Source organism: Paenibacillus sp. JJ-223, from assembly GCF_927798175.1.
In the GTDB taxonomy this organism is placed as follows: domain Bacteria; phylum Bacillota; class Bacilli; order Paenibacillales; family Paenibacillaceae; genus Paenibacillus; species Paenibacillus hubeiensis.
Window position 1 is genome coordinate 96,732 of the sequence record NZ_CAKMMP010000007.1, and the last position, 15,526, is coordinate 112,257.

Annotated in this window: 11 protein-coding genes and 2 tRNA genes; all 13 read right to left on the minus strand. The window is 50.3% G+C overall.

Annotated elements, in window-relative coordinates:
* Nucleotides 1-96: 96 nt before the first annotated feature.
* The 13 genes from pheS to leuB all read right to left on the minus strand — a co-directional run bounded on the left by pheS (nt 97) and on the right by leuB (nt 15,406).
* The gene (gene pheS / locus L6H98_RS14145; RefSeq protein ID WP_236415963.1) at nt 97-1,131 is read right to left on the minus strand and encodes a phenylalanine--tRNA ligase subunit alpha; all 1,035 of its coding nucleotides are present in this window, start codon (nt 1,129-1,131) and stop codon (nt 97-99) included.
* 374 nt (nt 1,132-1,505) lie between these two features.
* Nucleotides 1,506-3,383, minus strand: coding sequence for a ribosomal protection-like ABC-F family protein (gene abc-f, locus L6H98_RS14150; protein ID WP_236415965.1), 1,878 nt, complete (start codon nt 3,381-3,383; stop codon nt 1,506-1,508).
* 475 nt (nt 3,384-3,858) lie between these two features.
* Nucleotides 3,859-3,929, minus strand: a tRNA-Gly gene (locus tag L6H98_RS14155).
* 10 nt (nt 3,930-3,939) lie between these two features.
* Nucleotides 3,940-4,013 (minus strand) — tRNA-Pro (locus L6H98_RS14160).
* 132 nt (nt 4,014-4,145) lie between these two features.
* Nucleotides 4,146-6,263 (minus strand): EAL domain-containing protein, encoded by a 2,118-nt coding sequence (locus L6H98_RS14165; RefSeq protein ID WP_236415967.1) that lies wholly within the window; start codon nt 6,261-6,263, stop codon nt 4,146-4,148.
* A gap of 335 nt (nt 6,264-6,598) precedes the next feature.
* Complete coding sequence (locus L6H98_RS14170; RefSeq protein WP_236415969.1) at nt 6,599-7,555, minus strand: aldolase catalytic domain-containing protein; 957 nt, start codon at nt 7,553-7,555, stop codon at nt 6,599-6,601.
* An 81-nt stretch (nt 7,556-7,636) separates the two neighbouring features.
* A complete protein-coding gene (locus tag L6H98_RS14175) occupies nt 7,637-8,953 on the minus strand; it encodes a hypothetical protein (protein ID WP_236415971.1) in 1,317 nt (438 codons plus the stop codon).
* Complete coding sequence (locus tag L6H98_RS14180; RefSeq protein ID WP_236415973.1) at nt 8,950-10,065, minus strand: DUF58 domain-containing protein; 1,116 nt, start codon at nt 10,063-10,065, stop codon at nt 8,950-8,952. The genes L6H98_RS14175 and L6H98_RS14180 overlap by 4 nt, the downstream gene beginning before the upstream one ends.
* Nucleotide 10,066: 1 nt before the next feature.
* On the minus strand, nt 10,067-11,035 hold the full coding sequence (locus tag L6H98_RS14185; RefSeq protein WP_236415975.1) for a MoxR family ATPase: 969 nt from the start codon (nt 11,033-11,035) through the stop codon (nt 10,067-10,069).
* A gap of 132 nt (nt 11,036-11,167) precedes the next feature.
* A complete protein-coding gene (locus tag L6H98_RS14190; RefSeq protein ID WP_236415977.1) occupies nt 11,168-12,274 on the minus strand; it encodes an ATP-binding protein in 1,107 nt (368 codons plus the stop codon).
* Between the two features lie 462 nt (nt 12,275-12,736).
* Entirely contained in the window at nt 12,737-13,153 is a 417-nt protein-coding gene (locus L6H98_RS14195; protein ID WP_236415979.1) for a hypothetical protein, read from the minus strand.
* Nucleotides 13,154-13,497: 344 nt separating this feature from the next.
* The gene (locus L6H98_RS14200; RefSeq protein WP_236415981.1) at nt 13,498-14,037 is read right to left on the minus strand and encodes a peroxiredoxin; all 540 of its coding nucleotides are present in this window, start codon (nt 14,035-14,037) and stop codon (nt 13,498-13,500) included.
* Between the two features lie 283 nt (nt 14,038-14,320).
* Entirely contained in the window at nt 14,321-15,406 is a 1,086-nt protein-coding gene (gene leuB, locus L6H98_RS14205) for a 3-isopropylmalate dehydrogenase (protein ID WP_236415984.1), read from the minus strand.
* Nucleotides 15,407-15,526 lie beyond the last annotated feature (120 nt).

Consider the following 15,526-nt stretch of genomic DNA (forward strand, 5'->3'; position numbering starts at 1 on the left):
ACGTTCACTTCCTTAATCTATATTTAATGTTTCGATCCTGGGCGCGATCATGCCAAATCATGCTGACACGCGCAGAAGAATGTATGGTTCTATCGCTTACAACCGCCCGAACTGCTTAAGGAATGCCAGGTCGCTGTTGTAGAAATGACGAATATCGTCGATGCCGTACTTCAGAATGGCAATACGCTCAACGCCCATGCCGAAGGCAAAGCCGCTGTATTTTTCCGGGTCGTAACCGCCCATTTCAAGCACTTTAGGATGAACCATGCCGCAACCGAGAATTTCAAGCCAGCCTGTTTGTTTACACATCCGGCAGCCGCTGCCTCCGCATTGCACGCAAGTGACATCCACTTCAGCGCTTGGCTCGGTGAACGGGAAGAAGCTTGGACGAAGGCGAATCTCCGTATGAGGCCCGAACATTTCGCGTACGAATTGCAGCAATGTGCCTTTCAGGTCGCTCATGCGAATGTTTTCGCCGATCACGATGCCTTCAATCTGGTTGAACTGGAACGAGTGCGTTGCATCGTCATCATCGCGACGGTACACTTTGCCTGGGCAGATGACCTTCAGCGGCACTTCACCCTGCATCGCTTGCATGGAGCGAACCTGAACCGGAGAAGTATGGGTACGCATCAGCAGTTCTTCAGTGACATAGAACGAATCCTGCATGTCGCGGGCCGGGTGGTTTTTAGGCAGATTCAATGCCTCGAAGTTGAAATAATCGGTTTCGACTTCCGGACCTTCCGCTACACGGTAACCCATACCGATGAAAATATCTTCGATTTCCTGCACCACTTTGGTTAGCGGGTGCAATCCGCCTTGGCGCCCACGGCGGCCAGGCAATGTAACGTCGATCGTTTCGGATTGGAGACGTTTTGCGGTCTCTTCTTTCGTGAACTGCTCCTGTTTGCTCTCGATCACGGCTTCGATGGCGCCGCGAACGTCGTTGGCCACTTGGCCGATGACCGGGCGTTCCTCCGCGCTCAGCGCGCCCATACCGCGCAAAATCTCGGTCAACGCGCCCTTTTTACCCAAATACTTTACGCGCAGATCACCAAGCGTCTGCGGATCGTTAACACTGGACAATTGATCCAGCGCTTCGATCTTTAATGCCTCCAAACGTTCTTTCATGTGAACAGCCCCCTCATGTGGTTTTATTGCAACAAAAAAGGCCTTTTCTCCCCATAAAGGGACGAAAAGACCGTGGTACCACCCTTGTTAGACATCCGGTTCTGCCACGCCGCTTACCGCGCAGCCCGTATGTCTCACTCTAAACGGAATAACGACCGTTAGCCGTTTGCCCCTACTGATGGCAGCAATGAACGCAGCCATGTTCAAGGAACCGCTCCGGAGTGAATTTCGACAGCCCTTTTCTACAGAAACGCTCTCAATCCGTGGCGCTTCCTCCCTGTCCAGAGGCACTGCTTACTTATCTCCATCATCACGTTTGCATAAGTTGGTTTAGGTTAACTCAAGCGTTGAATGTTCATAATTATAAGCAAAAGTTAGCCCTTTTGCAACTGTTTGAGCCGGAATTGAATTTCCCGAATCTCGGCTGTCTCCGCCGCACGCCCGGCCTCCTGTTCCGGATCGGCAACCGTTCCCTTTCCAGGATGAAGGGACGGCGACAGCAGCTCGGATAACCGCAGTTCAAGTCGCAGTCTTTCGTCGTCGGCATCCCGGATGGTCAACGCGCTATCCCGCAGCTTCAACGATTCCTCCCATTCCTCCACGCTCCCTTCAAATCGGCGTACCTTGCCTCCCGGCTCCAGATCAAGCAGTCGATTGGCAAGCGCCTTCGTCAACATTCGGTCATGGGAGACAAGAACCAACGCGCCGGAAGCCCGTTTCAGCACATCCTCCATGACTTCCTGCGTATCGATGTCCAAATAATTGGTCGGTTCATCCAGAACGAGCAGATTGGCCCCGCCAAAGTACAACCGCAGGAACGCCGCCCGGCATTTCTCTCCCATACTCAGATCTCCGATTCGCTTGAACACATCATCCCGCGAGAACAGGAAACATCCCAGAAGCGTGCGCGCTGCGCTTTGCGTCATGGACGGCAGGGTCAGCAGACTGTCCAGCAGCGTAACATCCTCGGGCAATCCTTCCAGCTCCTGCGAAAAATAACCGATCTTCAATTGCGGATGGCGCGCTACATGGCCCTGCACCGGATCCAGTTCGCCGATCAGCAGTTTGAGCAGTGTTGTTTTACCCGTACCATTTGGCCCGCGCACGGCCAACCGGTCGCCGCGTTCCACGGCAAACCGTAAATCGCTGAACAGCGGCTGCCCGCCCGGATAGGCAAAATAGACCCCTTCCATCGCAAGCAATTGCCGGGCGTGAAGCGTATTCACTTGCAATTCCATGTTCAGCTTGGGCGCCTCGCGCGGCTTTTCCACCCGATCTCGTTCCAAACGATCCAACTGTTTCTGCTTGGCATGGTAACGGGATATGTTTTTGTTGGCTTTCGCTTTGTAAAAGCTTTGGGTAATCTTCACCTCAACATCGGTTGCCGAGTTGTGCGCCTTATGGAACCACTGCTGATAATTGCGGATCGCCTCCTGCAATGCCTTTCGCTCCAGTTCCTGGTTGCGATAAAGCGTTTCTTGCTTGCGCAGCTCCTGCTCCTTGTACGTTTTGTAATCCGAATATCCGCCTTTATATTTCGTAAGTTCTTTATTCGTAAACTCAACGACACTCGTGGCGACCTGATCGATGAACGTCCGGTCATGCGATACAAACAGCAGCGTCCCTTCATAGGAAACCAGCCATTCTTCCAGCCAGCGCATGCTCTCCTCATCCAGATGGTTCGTCGGTTCGTCCAGGATGAGGAACCGGGGACGGCTGACCAGCAGGCCGGCTAGACGCGCTTTTGTTTTTTGCCCGCCGCTCAGGGAATCATATGTCCGATTCCAGTGTTCCTGAGTCAACCCCAACTTGCCCAATGTTTTTTCCACGTCGGTCTCCCACATGTACCCGTTCAACCGCTCGTAATGCTCCAACGCCGCAGCATAGTCGGCAAGCAGCTGCTCATTATCTCCTTCCCCGCTGCTCATGCGTTGTTCCAAACGTTCCAGCTTACATTTCACTTCATGAAGCGCCCCGCTTTCCTGCCGCACCGCATCCAGTACAAGCGTCCCGGGAGCAATGCTGGAGCGCTGCCTCATATAACTCCATTCCCGCTGGGGAAGGTGCCGTTCAATACGCCCCCCGCCGTCTTCTTCACCAAGAATCATCCGCAGCAGCGTCGTTTTGCCGCATCCATTTCGGCCTAGAATCGCCAGCCGTTCTCCTTCATTGATTTCCAGGTTCAACCCTGAAAACAACTCCATCCCGTTCCAATCCTTCGATACTTCATGCAGGCGTACCAATGTCGTCATGAGCTCTCATCCTTCCTGAATTCGAATTAAAAAGCAAAAAAACCACCGGCAGCAGCCGGCGGTCTGGCAATTCGAAAATACATGAAATCTCAAACGGACATATGGATACGCCAAGACATGAACAGAGCAACCCTAAAAACAGGGTGCTGCGTACAAACATGCATATGCACACTGTACTCCCATATCTGATCCCAAATGCCGAATTGGACACACGAATCCCTCATTGCTCAGCCGCTGCGGCTGACTGCGTCAATAACACTGTGCAGTTCATAAGGTTCGATTTCATGTGTCTTACTTCATGGGACGTATGGTTACCTCTCATTCATGCGTAGTATCGTTACTCCGCCATTGTATCAGAAACTCCTCCAAAAGCAAAGCCCATTCCCGCGAAGCTCCTTAACCCCTTCCCCTCCATCTCGTGAAACCACGAAAAAACCCTTGCTGTCGCAAGGGCTGGAGTGCTGCCTCATCATAAAGCGGGTGATGGGAATCGAACCCACGCTACCAGCTTGGAAGGCTGGAGTTCTACCATTGAACTACACCCGCATGAAAAAGATCGGGACGACACGATTTGAACATGCGACCCCCTGGTCCCAAACCAGGTGCTCTACCAAGCTGAGCTACGTCCCGACAACGCGCTTAACATCGTTTTTACATAATTCAATATATCATGTCCACCTTTCCCGTGCAACGGTTTTTAGCTCGATGAATGGTCGATCATGCCAAAATGGGCAGAAGCGTCATCACGCCGCTGCCCCATGCTTATCCTGCCGCATCGCGCAAAAACAAATGTTCGAAATCGGCAGCCTCGATCGGCTTGCTGAAAAAATAACCCTGTGCTTCATGGCAATGCTGGTCACGCAAAAAGGACAGCTGCTCCTCATTTTCCACGCCCTCCGCCGTCACTTTCAACTGCAGGTGATGGGCCATGGAAGTAATGGTCGATACAATTGCCGCATTGTTGCGATCCACCATCACCTCGTTGACGAAAGAACGGTCGATTTTGAGCCGGTCAATTGGCAGATCCTTTAGATAGTGCAAGGAGCTATAGCCCGTTCCAAAGTCATCGATGCTGATGTGAACACCGATCTCTTTAATATTGCGCAGTTGTTCAAAAGCACGGTCTTTATCAAACGTCATGCTTTCCGTGATCTCCAATTCCAGCCATGCCGGATCAAGTCCCGTTTCCTCCAAAATGCTGCGGATATTGTCCAACAGATGTGAGTGCCTGAATTGCCTCATGGACAAATTCACCGATACGCATAGCTTGCGATAACCGGCCTCCTGCCAGAGCTTGTTCTGTTTGCACGCCTCCCTGAGCACCCATTCTCCAAGGGGAACGATCAACCCGCTCTCTTCGGCCAATGGAATAAAATCCGCTGGCGATACCGAGCCTCTCTCCGGATGCTGCCATCGTACCAATGCCTCCATGCCTACGATCAGGCCGCTCGCCAAATTAACCTGAGGTTGATACACCAGATAAAATTGCCCCCGATCAAGTGCCTTGCGCAGATCATTCTCGAGCTGCATCCGTTCCAGCGCTTTCATCTGCATCGAATGGGCATAGCGGTTCAGCTCTATGCCCTGCTCCTTCGCATAATGCAGCGCGGTATCCGCATTTTGAATAATCTCTTCGGGCGAATCGCCGTCATGAGGGTACAGGGCGAGTCCTGCGCCAAGCGTCAAATGGTATTCGTTTCCGTCCACTTGAACAGGTTTCTCGAACAATTGCATGACCGTTCTCGCCCGCCTTAATGCCGTTTCGGCTTCCGGAAATCCGGTTATGGTCACGACAAACTCATCTCGCCCCAACCCGAATACTTCTTCGTCGGGGAGAGCCGAGTTTTTCAGCAATTGCCCTACTTGGCGCAAAACGTCATTGGCCGCCTTCTGCCCAAGCGAATCGTTAATGTTTTTGAAACGATTAATATTCAAGACCAAAACCCCGACAAGCTGCTCTTTCTCCACCGCTTCGTCCATCATGCTTCTCAGACGCTGCGTCAGGCGACGCCTGTTCGGCAGCCCGGTTACATCGTCATGATGAGCGATATAATTCATCTTGGCTTCGGCGACCTGCTGTTTGAGAAATGGCGTATCCACAACGGACACATAAAGTCCTTTTTGAATCAGAAAGTAACCGAGGCAATTGCTGACCAGACCAAACCACAAGTTCAGATCATCAAAACGTACTGCAGCAACGTAATAACATTCCGCATAGAAAAAAAACATGACCCCGCACAAAAGGGAGGCTAGTTCAGCTTCTTTATTTTGTTTCCATTTAACGAACAAAATAATGGCCGCAACGCCGTACAGCAATCCAATCGCAAAATGGATTTGCATAAACGTTGGGCTAAGGACGCTGCCTTGCATCAGCTTAGGGAACCCGTTCCACTCCTGAATGCCCAACGTATACAAAACGACAAAAGTCACCAACGTTCCGCCAAAAAGCAAAATTTTGCGCGGAGACGCAACTTCCTTGTCTCCCATCGCATAAATCAGTAGCAAACCCAATGCGCATAACAGCGATCCCCATGTCATCATTCTGAGCGAAAATTCCGATTCCAGCATCGCTCCGTTCGGAATTCCCTCTGCAAACGACACAATGTGAACAAGTTCAAACAGTCCGATCAGCAAAAACAATGTCGTTAACGAAATTCGGCGTAAGGTCAGCTTCTGGGTCTGGAACAGCCAGCTCTGATTATATATGCCGATACACGCCGCAGCTGCTGCAAACCCTCCCAATAACATAAGAACCGGGTATGCCGATACGATCAGATCAGAGCTTTCGGAGGAACGAAACCATTGAGCTGCGATGAAACATATCAGACCGCCAATGGCGACCCAGCCTACCATTCTCTGATCCTGTAGATTAGCCTTCATGCCTTGTTTTGTCCTTCCCTGGATTACCTATCCTGAAATAAGCTGAACCCTAACACTCGTCGGAATCTCCGTTAGTGAGATCATCGCGGAAAGAATGACCGTAATTTTCTACATCATTCGACAATTTCTCTTCTGCTAACGTTCAATTCCCATGTTTAACATGCTATCTGGTACATAATAACATTTTATTTTGCGGACGTGAACTAAAAAAAATGAGCCTATAGGAACAATTATTCATATAAATATTAAAAACCAAGGAAATAAGAACTAAAAAAAACACGAACCCCCTGAGGAAGTTCGTGTTTTCAAATTCTACAACAGCAAATGGACCTATTTTATTTGTCAAAATTCACTTCTGGCGTTGTAAGCTTGTCATAGAAATCGACAACCTTATCCTTGTTCTCGGACGAACGAAGCGCCATGGCCGAACGTGGGTGCTCATCCAACGTTCCAGTGATCATATAAGGCAAGATGTAACCCCACTCTTCTTTTTCACGGAGCGGAACCATCAATTCCTCCAGTACGCCAAGCACCGGACGCAAGTTGTACTTGGTCCCTTTCAGATGCGCAACGAGCAATTCGGTCGGGCAGTTGCCCGCTGCACGCCCCATGCCGTAGACGGAGGCGTCGAGCAGTTCTACGCCGAGCTCGGCAGCCACCAGCGTGTTGGAGAAGGCAAGCTGCATGTTGTTGTGCGTATGCACGCCCAGACGTTTGTTCGGCAGATGCGTTTTGAATTTCTCCACCAGGTATTTCATGTCATTGTGATCCAAGCTGCCGTAGGAATCCACGATGTAGACTACATCCACCGAGCTTTCTTTGATCAGTTCAAACGATTCCAACAATTCATTTTCCATCACGTTGGACAATGCCATGATGTTCAGCGTTGTCTCATATCCCCGATCATGGAATGTTTGTACCAGATCAAGCGCCTTGTCCACATCTTTGCTGTAGCATGCCACGCGAATCAAATCCAGCATGCTTTCACTACGGGGCAAAATGTCGCTCTCGTCCACGCGGCCGACATCAACCAGAGCAGACAGCTTTGTGTTGCCTTTGTTCGGGATGACTTTGCGCAGGAAATCATCGTTCAGGAAACGCCATGGACCCGCGTTTTCTGCGCCTTTGAGCAGTTTGGGAGAATTTTTGTAGCCAATTTCCATATAATCAACGCCGGCTTCGTTCAATCCGGCATACAACCGCTGAACGAAATCCACGCTAAAGTCCCAGTTATTGACCAATCCGCCGTCACGGATCGTACAATCCACAATTTTGCTATGATTTGTCTTCATTTATTTGCTCCTTTTCTCACCATCTTGTGTATTCCTCTCATGATACTTGAACGACACAAGAAAAGTAAAGGGATTACGGGTTTATTTTGCTCTTTCGGACTTCCAGATCCGGTCGATTTCCTTCAGCGCCTCATGGTCCGGAACTTTATTTCCATATCGCACTTCATTATAAGCATGCGGCAAAACCTCGGTCAGCCTGCTTTCCTCCCGTTTATGGGTGCCCCGCTCACGACCGATGACCTCAGCCGCCTCCAAAGGGGTTGAGGAATCCGGTAAGCGCACACCCAACCGCTTGGCATTTCTGATCCAGCGCCCGTAATAATAACGCACACGTTCGGCATCTTCCGACGGCAGCGAATCCTTTTTCCGAAACCATGGTTTTCGTTTCTTCGCAGGCACTTGCAGCGATTCGCTGACATCCATATAAGCGGTAATCGGCTCTTTCTTGGATTCGGCAGGTTCCAGCCAACGTTTAAAACGCTCAACCCATTTGATGAACACTCTTTTGCCCAAGCGCACAACCAGCCAGAAGATGACCACTGCGACGAGTCCCAAGACTGCCCAACCGAGAATATTCCACAGCATGGACGGCTCTCCCGGCGAACCCTCGGCTTCCCCAGGAAACATCAACGGCTCATTGGCAGCGGAAGGAGGCGGAGGCGGTTCAGAGGAAGAAGACGAACCCAATAGCGATCGGATCCAAGACAGCAAACGGTCTCGCAGCGGAACCAGCCAGGCGGCCAAGCTTGGAAAAGCTCCAATGGCGCCAATCACGACCAACAGGACAAGCAAACGAACATGATTGGCCCTGACAAATTCCTTCAGCACCATTCTCCGATTGCCGTCGTTCAGCATGGCCCGGTCCAGTTGGGCGAAATAAATGCCAAGCAACCAGGCAACAAAGCTGATCCCCCCCGATACATAGAGCGTGTTGTTATACGGCTGCAAAACTCGGAAAGGTTCCAGACTGGAGACGGCACTTGCCACAATTGCTCCAGCGACGCCAAACATTTGCAGCCTCCAGCTCAACGTGGACCTCAGTTCAGGCTCGGGAGTCAATCCCATATATGCGGCGAATGCTCCCCATACCGCCACTGAAACCAGATCCAACAAGGGTAATGAGAATGGCAAGGCAACAACCATGGCCAACATGCCCATGACGAATGACGCGCCCAAGCGCAACCATGCCTTTCTCCGTGTCCCCCTATATCTTCTCCCTACGATTACGCCCAGCAGTCCTGCCCCGCCATGAACCATCAAGAGAATGAAAGGCAGACGCGTGCCTGAGTATAGCCCGGTGACAACAAGCAGCGGATACATATAAATGCCTTGCAGCCATACTGCCCACAATGAACGCCAGAACCAACGATCGTCGGAAAAAAATTCAACCTTTGTCACGCACTCACCGCCCTGCTGTCAGTCTGTACCTCGACGACAGGAAGAATAGTCACCTTGTGTCCCTGTTCCTGCAAACGTGCAATCTCCCGCTCCATCGCTTCGGAAACATAAGATGTGATCAGGAGATAGCTGTACGCCTGCTCGGCAAGTTCACCATATTCTGCTTCGGTCCGCAGAAACTGTTCCATCGGGGTCATGCATTTGAGCTCTACCTCAGCCATGGCCTCCAGCAGCAGTTCCAGGTGCGGCGTTCCATAGTCCGGTTCAATGCGCAGCGGATCCTGCCCCCCTTTGGCCCGATAGCCGTTGTGCGCGAAACCGACAGGAAGCCCCCTGCGGACAGCATCTCCTGCAACCGTGGCCGCATAACTTAGCGCGCGTTCGATCACGTCCGGGCGGGTCACCACGCTCCACATTTCTGCCGATTCCTGAACGTTCACGATAATCCATGACTGCGGATCAGCCGACCATCCCTGTTTGTACACTTGCAGCTCGCCGGTTCTCGCGCTTGCCTTCCAATGAATCCGATTCATCGGATCCGTCGGGCCATATGGCCTCACCCCCAAAATAAGGAACGGGTCCTCCACGATCCAGCGCGAGACCTCCACCTCGCCTTGCCAGATCTGATATATGGACGGCATATCCTCTTCGGCGACCAAAGCAGGATATACCACCATAGAGAGTTCCACGGGCAGCGGTTTGGAGAAACTCCATAACCCAAACAAGTCTCCTCCCGTCATCGTGACCGTATTCATGGTGTAAATCCCGCGACGGGCGCATGTAAAAGGATGCCTCCGGGTAATGCGGGTAAATGGTTTTAACGTAAATATGCTTTTATGGTTCTGATAGATGTCTCCCTGGCTAATATCCACACCCGAGCCGCTTCGAAATATAAACGAGCCTGGCATCATGGCCTCCAATCTGAGCCAAGGAACCGAGAAACGCTTCTCGTTAGCGATCGTTTCAATCATTTCAACCTGTTCCCCGGCATAACAACGCCTTTTGCTGAATTCCCTGGCATATGTCATCCTTCGCAGAGCCGGGCGCCCAAACACCAGACCATGCAGTCCGATGACAACCCCTCCAACAACGATTAGCCATAGCAGTGCCATCTTATCGCCCACTGCCTAGAGCGGCATTTTCAGTAGGTACGTCGATTCGTCCAAGCAGATCGTCAATGATGCGTTCCGCCATGCCTTCCTGTTGGCGCACTCTGTTCCGCAGCACCAATCTGTGGGCCAGCACGGGCTTGGCCAGCAGCTTGATGTCATCAGGAAGCACATAATCCCTGCCATGCAGCGCTGCCCAAGCCTGGCTAGCTTTTAGCAGCGCCTGTGCTCCACGGGGGCTGACTCCGAGAGACAGTTCGGGATGGCTGCGGGTCTCTTCCGCCAAATGGGTAATGTATCGCAGCAGATCTTCCTCGATTTGCACGGAACGATATGCTTCTTGAGCCTGCAGTAACCGCTCCCTTGTGACGATTGCGGTTAAGGCAGCTGCAGATCTCCCCGCCACGGTACGTCTCAAAATCTCGACGCTTTCATCCAAACTGGGATATCCCATACGGATTTTCATCATGAAACGGTCCATCTGCGCCTCAGGCAACGGGAACGTTCCTTGATTGTCGACTGGATTTTGGGTCGCGATTACGACAAACGGCTTTTCAAGCCGTTTGGTTATGCCGTCAATGCTGATTTGGCCCTCCTCCATGCATTCCAGCAGACTGGACTGGGTACGCGGTGTGGCTCGGTTGATTTCATCGGCAAGGACGAAATTCGCGAACAAAGGGCCTTTCCGGAATTCGAAATCCCCTTGCTTTTGATTGAAAAAGTGAATGCCCGTCAGATCGGATGGCAACAAATCCGGCGTAAACTGAATGCGCTGAAAGGAGCAATCCACCGAAGCAGCGATCGATTTGGCCAGCATCGTTTTCCCCGTGCCGGGCACATCCTCAAGCAGCACATGCCCTGACGCAACCATCGCCGTCAACACCAGCTCCACCGTAAAATCTTTGCCTACAATCACTTGCCCGACATGCTCCAACACATGATTTTTCAACTGTTCCATTTCCCGAATATCCAAGACGCACCTACCTTCCTTTCTCCAAAAACGCTATTTATGTAAACGTATTCCTTATAACGATAACTCATTTCATCCAATAAAAAAACAACAGGCATCCGCCAAATTCGCCGGACTCCTGTTGTTTGGCATGGGTTAAACCAGTGGCAGCTTGATGATAAAAAGGGTCCCCTCGCCCTTTTGGCTTTCAACTGCAATCGTGCCTCCATGGTTTTTGATGATTCGGTAACTGACCGACAGTCCAAGTCCGGTTCCGCTTTCTTTAGTCGTAAAGAACGGATCAAACAAGCGAACAAGCGTGTTATGGTCCATGCCCTGTCCGTTATCGGCGATGGAGATTTTAACGTATCGGTTTTCTATGGCCGTGGAAATGCGAATGAGCCCCGCATGTTCCTCCCCTACATCTTCGATGGCATCCATCGCGTTTTTTACCATATTCAGAATAACCTGCTTAATTTGCTTGACATCAATGGACACATTCATCGACGCATCAGTCGCCACATCCAGCGTGATCTCGCATCCCTTCATTAAACCTTCGCTCTCTGTGAGCAATACCACTTCTTTCAGAAGGGAATCCACGGACATAATGGTCTTCTGAGGTGCCGAAGGCTTCGAAGAGTTCAGAAATTCATAAATGATATCATTTGCCCTATCGATCTCGGTCAGTATGATTCGGGCATATTCATCCTTGCCGAGCTGCAGCAGATGGGGACGGAGCAGCTGAATGAAGCCGCGGATGGCCGTTAGCGGATTGCGGATCTCATGGGCGATCGAAGCCGAAATACGTCCCAGCATCGCAAGCTTGTCATTTTGATAAGCGGTTTGTTCGATTTGTTTATAGTCGGACACGTCCTTAACGCTGAATAAAAAATCTCCATCCATCTGGTCGCCATAGGTTACGGTAACCAGCCAATGCCTTCCATACTCATCAATAAGCTCATGATAGCGCTTACGGTGAAAGATAGTCTCCCGATAAATACGCAGGATCTTCTTTTTTTTGTATCGGCTCATTTGCGGATGATGCAGCATTTCCATCAGGGTGCAGCCACTCAACAAACTTCTGGGCAGCTCCAACAGTTTCGCCATCTGAACATTAATGAATGTCAGAACACCGTTGCTGTCAAACAACATGATCCCGCTATCCAGATGCTCCAGCACATTCTCATACTTATTATTATCCAGATGCACGTTAGGAAGCCCGTTTGTTGGTTGAATCACTGTTTCCTGAAATTCACTAATCATGTCAGGTTCCTCCTTTTCACGTAAATGATAAACTTGCCATTCGGACATCATATCATCACAGAAACAGGAAGGGCCGATTTTTGTTGTTCATTACCGGTGCCCTTTCATTAAGGGAGCTTAGCCGAAATATGGATTGCATGTCCGGAACTCAGGCTGCTCTGCATTCCCGGTAACCAGTAAACGATCCCGAAAAATAAGATGAAGGTTCCATTCTAAGCTTATCCTATTCCAAAAAACAAACCAATTTTTGCTCCGCCACTTTCGCAAGTCTGTTTTTATCATAGACAAGTTTATGGAAGAGAGTCAATCGGAGAAAGTGTCGAATGGAAATTATTTTAAGAAAAAACTCGAATCGGCGGACGGCTGTATTCAAAATGAATGCATGAAAGCGAAGCCAATCCGCAAACTGCGAATCCGCTTCGCTTCAGAAAAAAACATCTATTCAGCGGATAAAGGCATCACCTAGAGTCCGCTTTTGTTATGCTGAATCTTCAATCTGCGCTGGCTCATAACGGCAAGGCGTCGTTTCAGCTCGCTTTCCCACTTCTCATCCTTCATTTCCTTGGCAAGCCGCAGCAAATCAAGCGACATGTCGATCTGGCGCTGTACAATGACGAGCGCATCCTCGCTCTCCCTGCTGATGCAGTTTTCGAAGATGGCGTCTTCGTCCTCGGTGACGTAGTCTTGAAAGTCGATTTCGGAAGCACCGTCTCCATGCGCGTATTCAGCCAAAATCTCATATTCGTTTTCCACTTTGTAATGCACCTCGACCCGGTGGCATACCGGGCAAAACAGCAGGGGAACATTATGAACCTGGGTTCGGTAGTGCTTCAGTGTGCCCTTTGTTCCCACCATACTTGCCCCACAGCAGTAACTCATTCTTGTTCATCCTCCTTCTAACGTGCCGAAAATTAACCGATATTGACTTTCAGGGTATCTCTGGCTCTTCCGTCCGGGGATGGTTTCATCCGTATTCAACATTTATAAAATAGTATGTTCAGCAATGGTTCAACATGATTCTGGTTTTCATACCCTATTCGACTCTACATGGAGCGATTCCTCTTTTGAAGCCCCAAATACCTAACATTTATATTTTACATTAATAACACGTATTTATCTTCTATTAAACAACAATCATGGGCAATTTTCACAAAAAGGGTGCAAAAAGCCCTCATCCCTTACGGGGTGAGGGCTTGAACTTGTATTGTTCAAGTTGATTCGGCTTACAGGTTTTTGTCGCCTGGTTTCCAGTTCATTGCACACAATCCGCCGGATTGCAATGCTTGCAGTACGCGCAACGTTTCTTCAACGCTGCGGCCTACGTCATTGTGGTTCACCACTTGGTATTTCAATTCGCCTTCTGGATCGATGATGAACAGCCCGCGCAATGCAACGCCTTCTTCTTCGATCAGAACGCCGTAATCTTTAGCAACTTGTTTCGTGATATCGGAAGCCAGCGGGAAGTTCAGTTGGCCCAAACCGTTGCTGTCTTTAGGCGTGTTGATCCATGCTTTGTGGCTGTGCACGGAGTCAACGCTCACGCCGAGAATTTCGGTATCCAAAGCTTTGAATTGCTCGTAAGCATCGCTCAAAGCAGTGATTTCAGTAGGACACACGAATGTGAAATCCAAAGGATAAAAGAAAAATACGAGCCATTTACCGCGGTAATCGGACAGTTTAACGGAACCAAATTCTTGTCCGTCTCCTGTTACTGTCTCCATTGCAAAATCAGGTGCTGGTCTGCCAACCAAACGTTCTGCCATAACTAAAATTCCTCCTTTGGGATTATGTAAGCCTCCTTGCGGAGTGCTTAGATCAGGACACGCTATGTCGCTTGTCCTGCGATGAATGATGTTGTGTACCGCATAACGAGTACATTTAAAATGTTATCATTCGGACTTATCAAAGTCAAGATTATAAACGTTATTTTTTTATAATTATTATAAATAAGAAAATTTATTGACATTCTGTGCAGCAATCGTGAAAACAAGCAGCCCTCTACGATCCTGTCGGAAAGCAAAAGGCTGCTTGAACGGTCAATACATATTAAGCTTGTTTTTTGATCGCTGCAACGATCAGGTCGCCCATCTCGGTGGTGCTGATCGCCGTACTTTTGTCCACGGCGATATCACTCGTGCGGTGTCCGGCATTCAGCACTTCGGATACGGCCGCTTCGATGGCATCGGCGCCTTCCGCATAACCGAACGTTGTACGGAACATCAGGGCGAGCGAAAGAATGGTAGCGATCGGATTCGCCAAGCCTTGGCCGGCGATATCCGGAGCGGAGCCGTGCACCGGCTCATAAAGGCCAAAGCTGCCTTCACCCAGCGACGCGGAGGCGAGCATGCCGATCGAACCGGTCAGCATCGCTGCTTCATCGCTAAGGATGTCGCCGAACATGTTTTCCGTAACGATCACGTCAAAGCTGGCCGGGCGGCGCAGCAATTGCATCGCGCAGTTGTCGACCAATACATGCTCCAGTTCAACGTCCGGATAGTCCGGAGCCACGCGGTTAACGACTTCGCGCCAGAGGCGGGAGGTTTCGAGCACGTTCGCTTTGTCTACGGAAGCCAGCTTTTTGCGGCGTCCTTGCGCGATTTCGAATGCCTGGCGGACGATCCTTTCCACTTCCGTAACATTATAAGCACATGTATCCACGGCCTCTTGACCTTGATCGCTTTCGCGTCTGAACTTCTCCCCGAAGTAAATCCCGCCCGTCAGTTCTCGTACGACCATCAGGTCCGTTCCTTCCAACACTTCAGGTTTAAGCGTGGAAGCATCCTTCAGGCAATCGAACACGACCGCCGGACGCAGGTTCGAGAACAAGCCAAGCTCTTTGCGAATGCCGAGCAAACCGGTTTCCGGGCGAAGCTCCTTGCTGTTATTATCCCATTTCGGACCGCCAACGGCACCAAGCAGAACCGCGTCAGCACTTTTACATACAGCCAGCGTTTCTTCAGGAAGCGGGGTTCCTTTCTCATCGATGGCGATTCCGCCGAACAGAGCATGCTCTGTTTCAAAACGGTAACCAAATACTTCCTCGGTGCGTTTCAATACTTTTTCCGCCTCGGCCACAACTTCGGGTCCGATTCCGTCACCCGCGATAACTGCAATCTTTTTTACATCTGCCATGGTTGTCCTCTCCTTACATCGTTTCATTCATTTCAAACGTATCGTTGAATCAACTCTCTCCTTTTTATCATATTACACGTCCATTTGACCAAGATATACAATCTATGACTTTAATAGATT

What these genes read in the sequence shown, in the direction of transcription:
- pheS (WP_236415963.1), bottom strand. Translation starts at nt 1,131, where the DNA reads ATGAAAGAACGTTTGGAGGCATTAAAGATCGAAGCGCTGGATCAATTG.
- abc-f (WP_236415965.1), bottom strand. Translation starts at nt 3,383, where the DNA reads ATGACGACATTGGTACGCCTGCATGAAGTATCGAAGGATTGGAACGGG.
- L6H98_RS14165 (WP_236415967.1), bottom strand. Translation starts at nt 6,263, where the DNA reads ATGAAGGCTAATCTACAGGATCAGAGAATGGTAGGCTGGGTCGCCATT.
- L6H98_RS14170 (WP_236415969.1), bottom strand. Translation starts at nt 7,555, where the DNA reads ATGAAGACAAATCATAGCAAAATTGTGGATTGTACGATCCGTGACGGC.
- L6H98_RS14180 (WP_236415973.1), bottom strand. Translation starts at nt 10,065, where the DNA reads ATGGCACTGCTATGGCTAATCGTTGTTGGAGGGGTTGTCATCGGACTG.
- L6H98_RS14190 (WP_236415977.1), bottom strand. Translation starts at nt 12,274, where the DNA reads ATGATTAGTGAATTTCAGGAAACAGTGATTCAACCAACAAACGGGCTT.
- L6H98_RS14195 (WP_236415979.1), bottom strand. Translation starts at nt 13,153, where the DNA reads ATGAGTTACTGCTGTGGGGCAAGTATGGTGGGAACAAAGGGCACACTG.
- L6H98_RS14200 (WP_236415981.1), bottom strand. Translation starts at nt 14,037, where the DNA reads ATGGCAGAACGTTTGGTTGGCAGACCAGCACCTGATTTTGCAATGGAG.
- leuB (WP_236415984.1), bottom strand. Translation starts at nt 15,406, where the DNA reads ATGGCAGATGTAAAAAAGATTGCAGTTATCGCGGGTGACGGAATCGGA.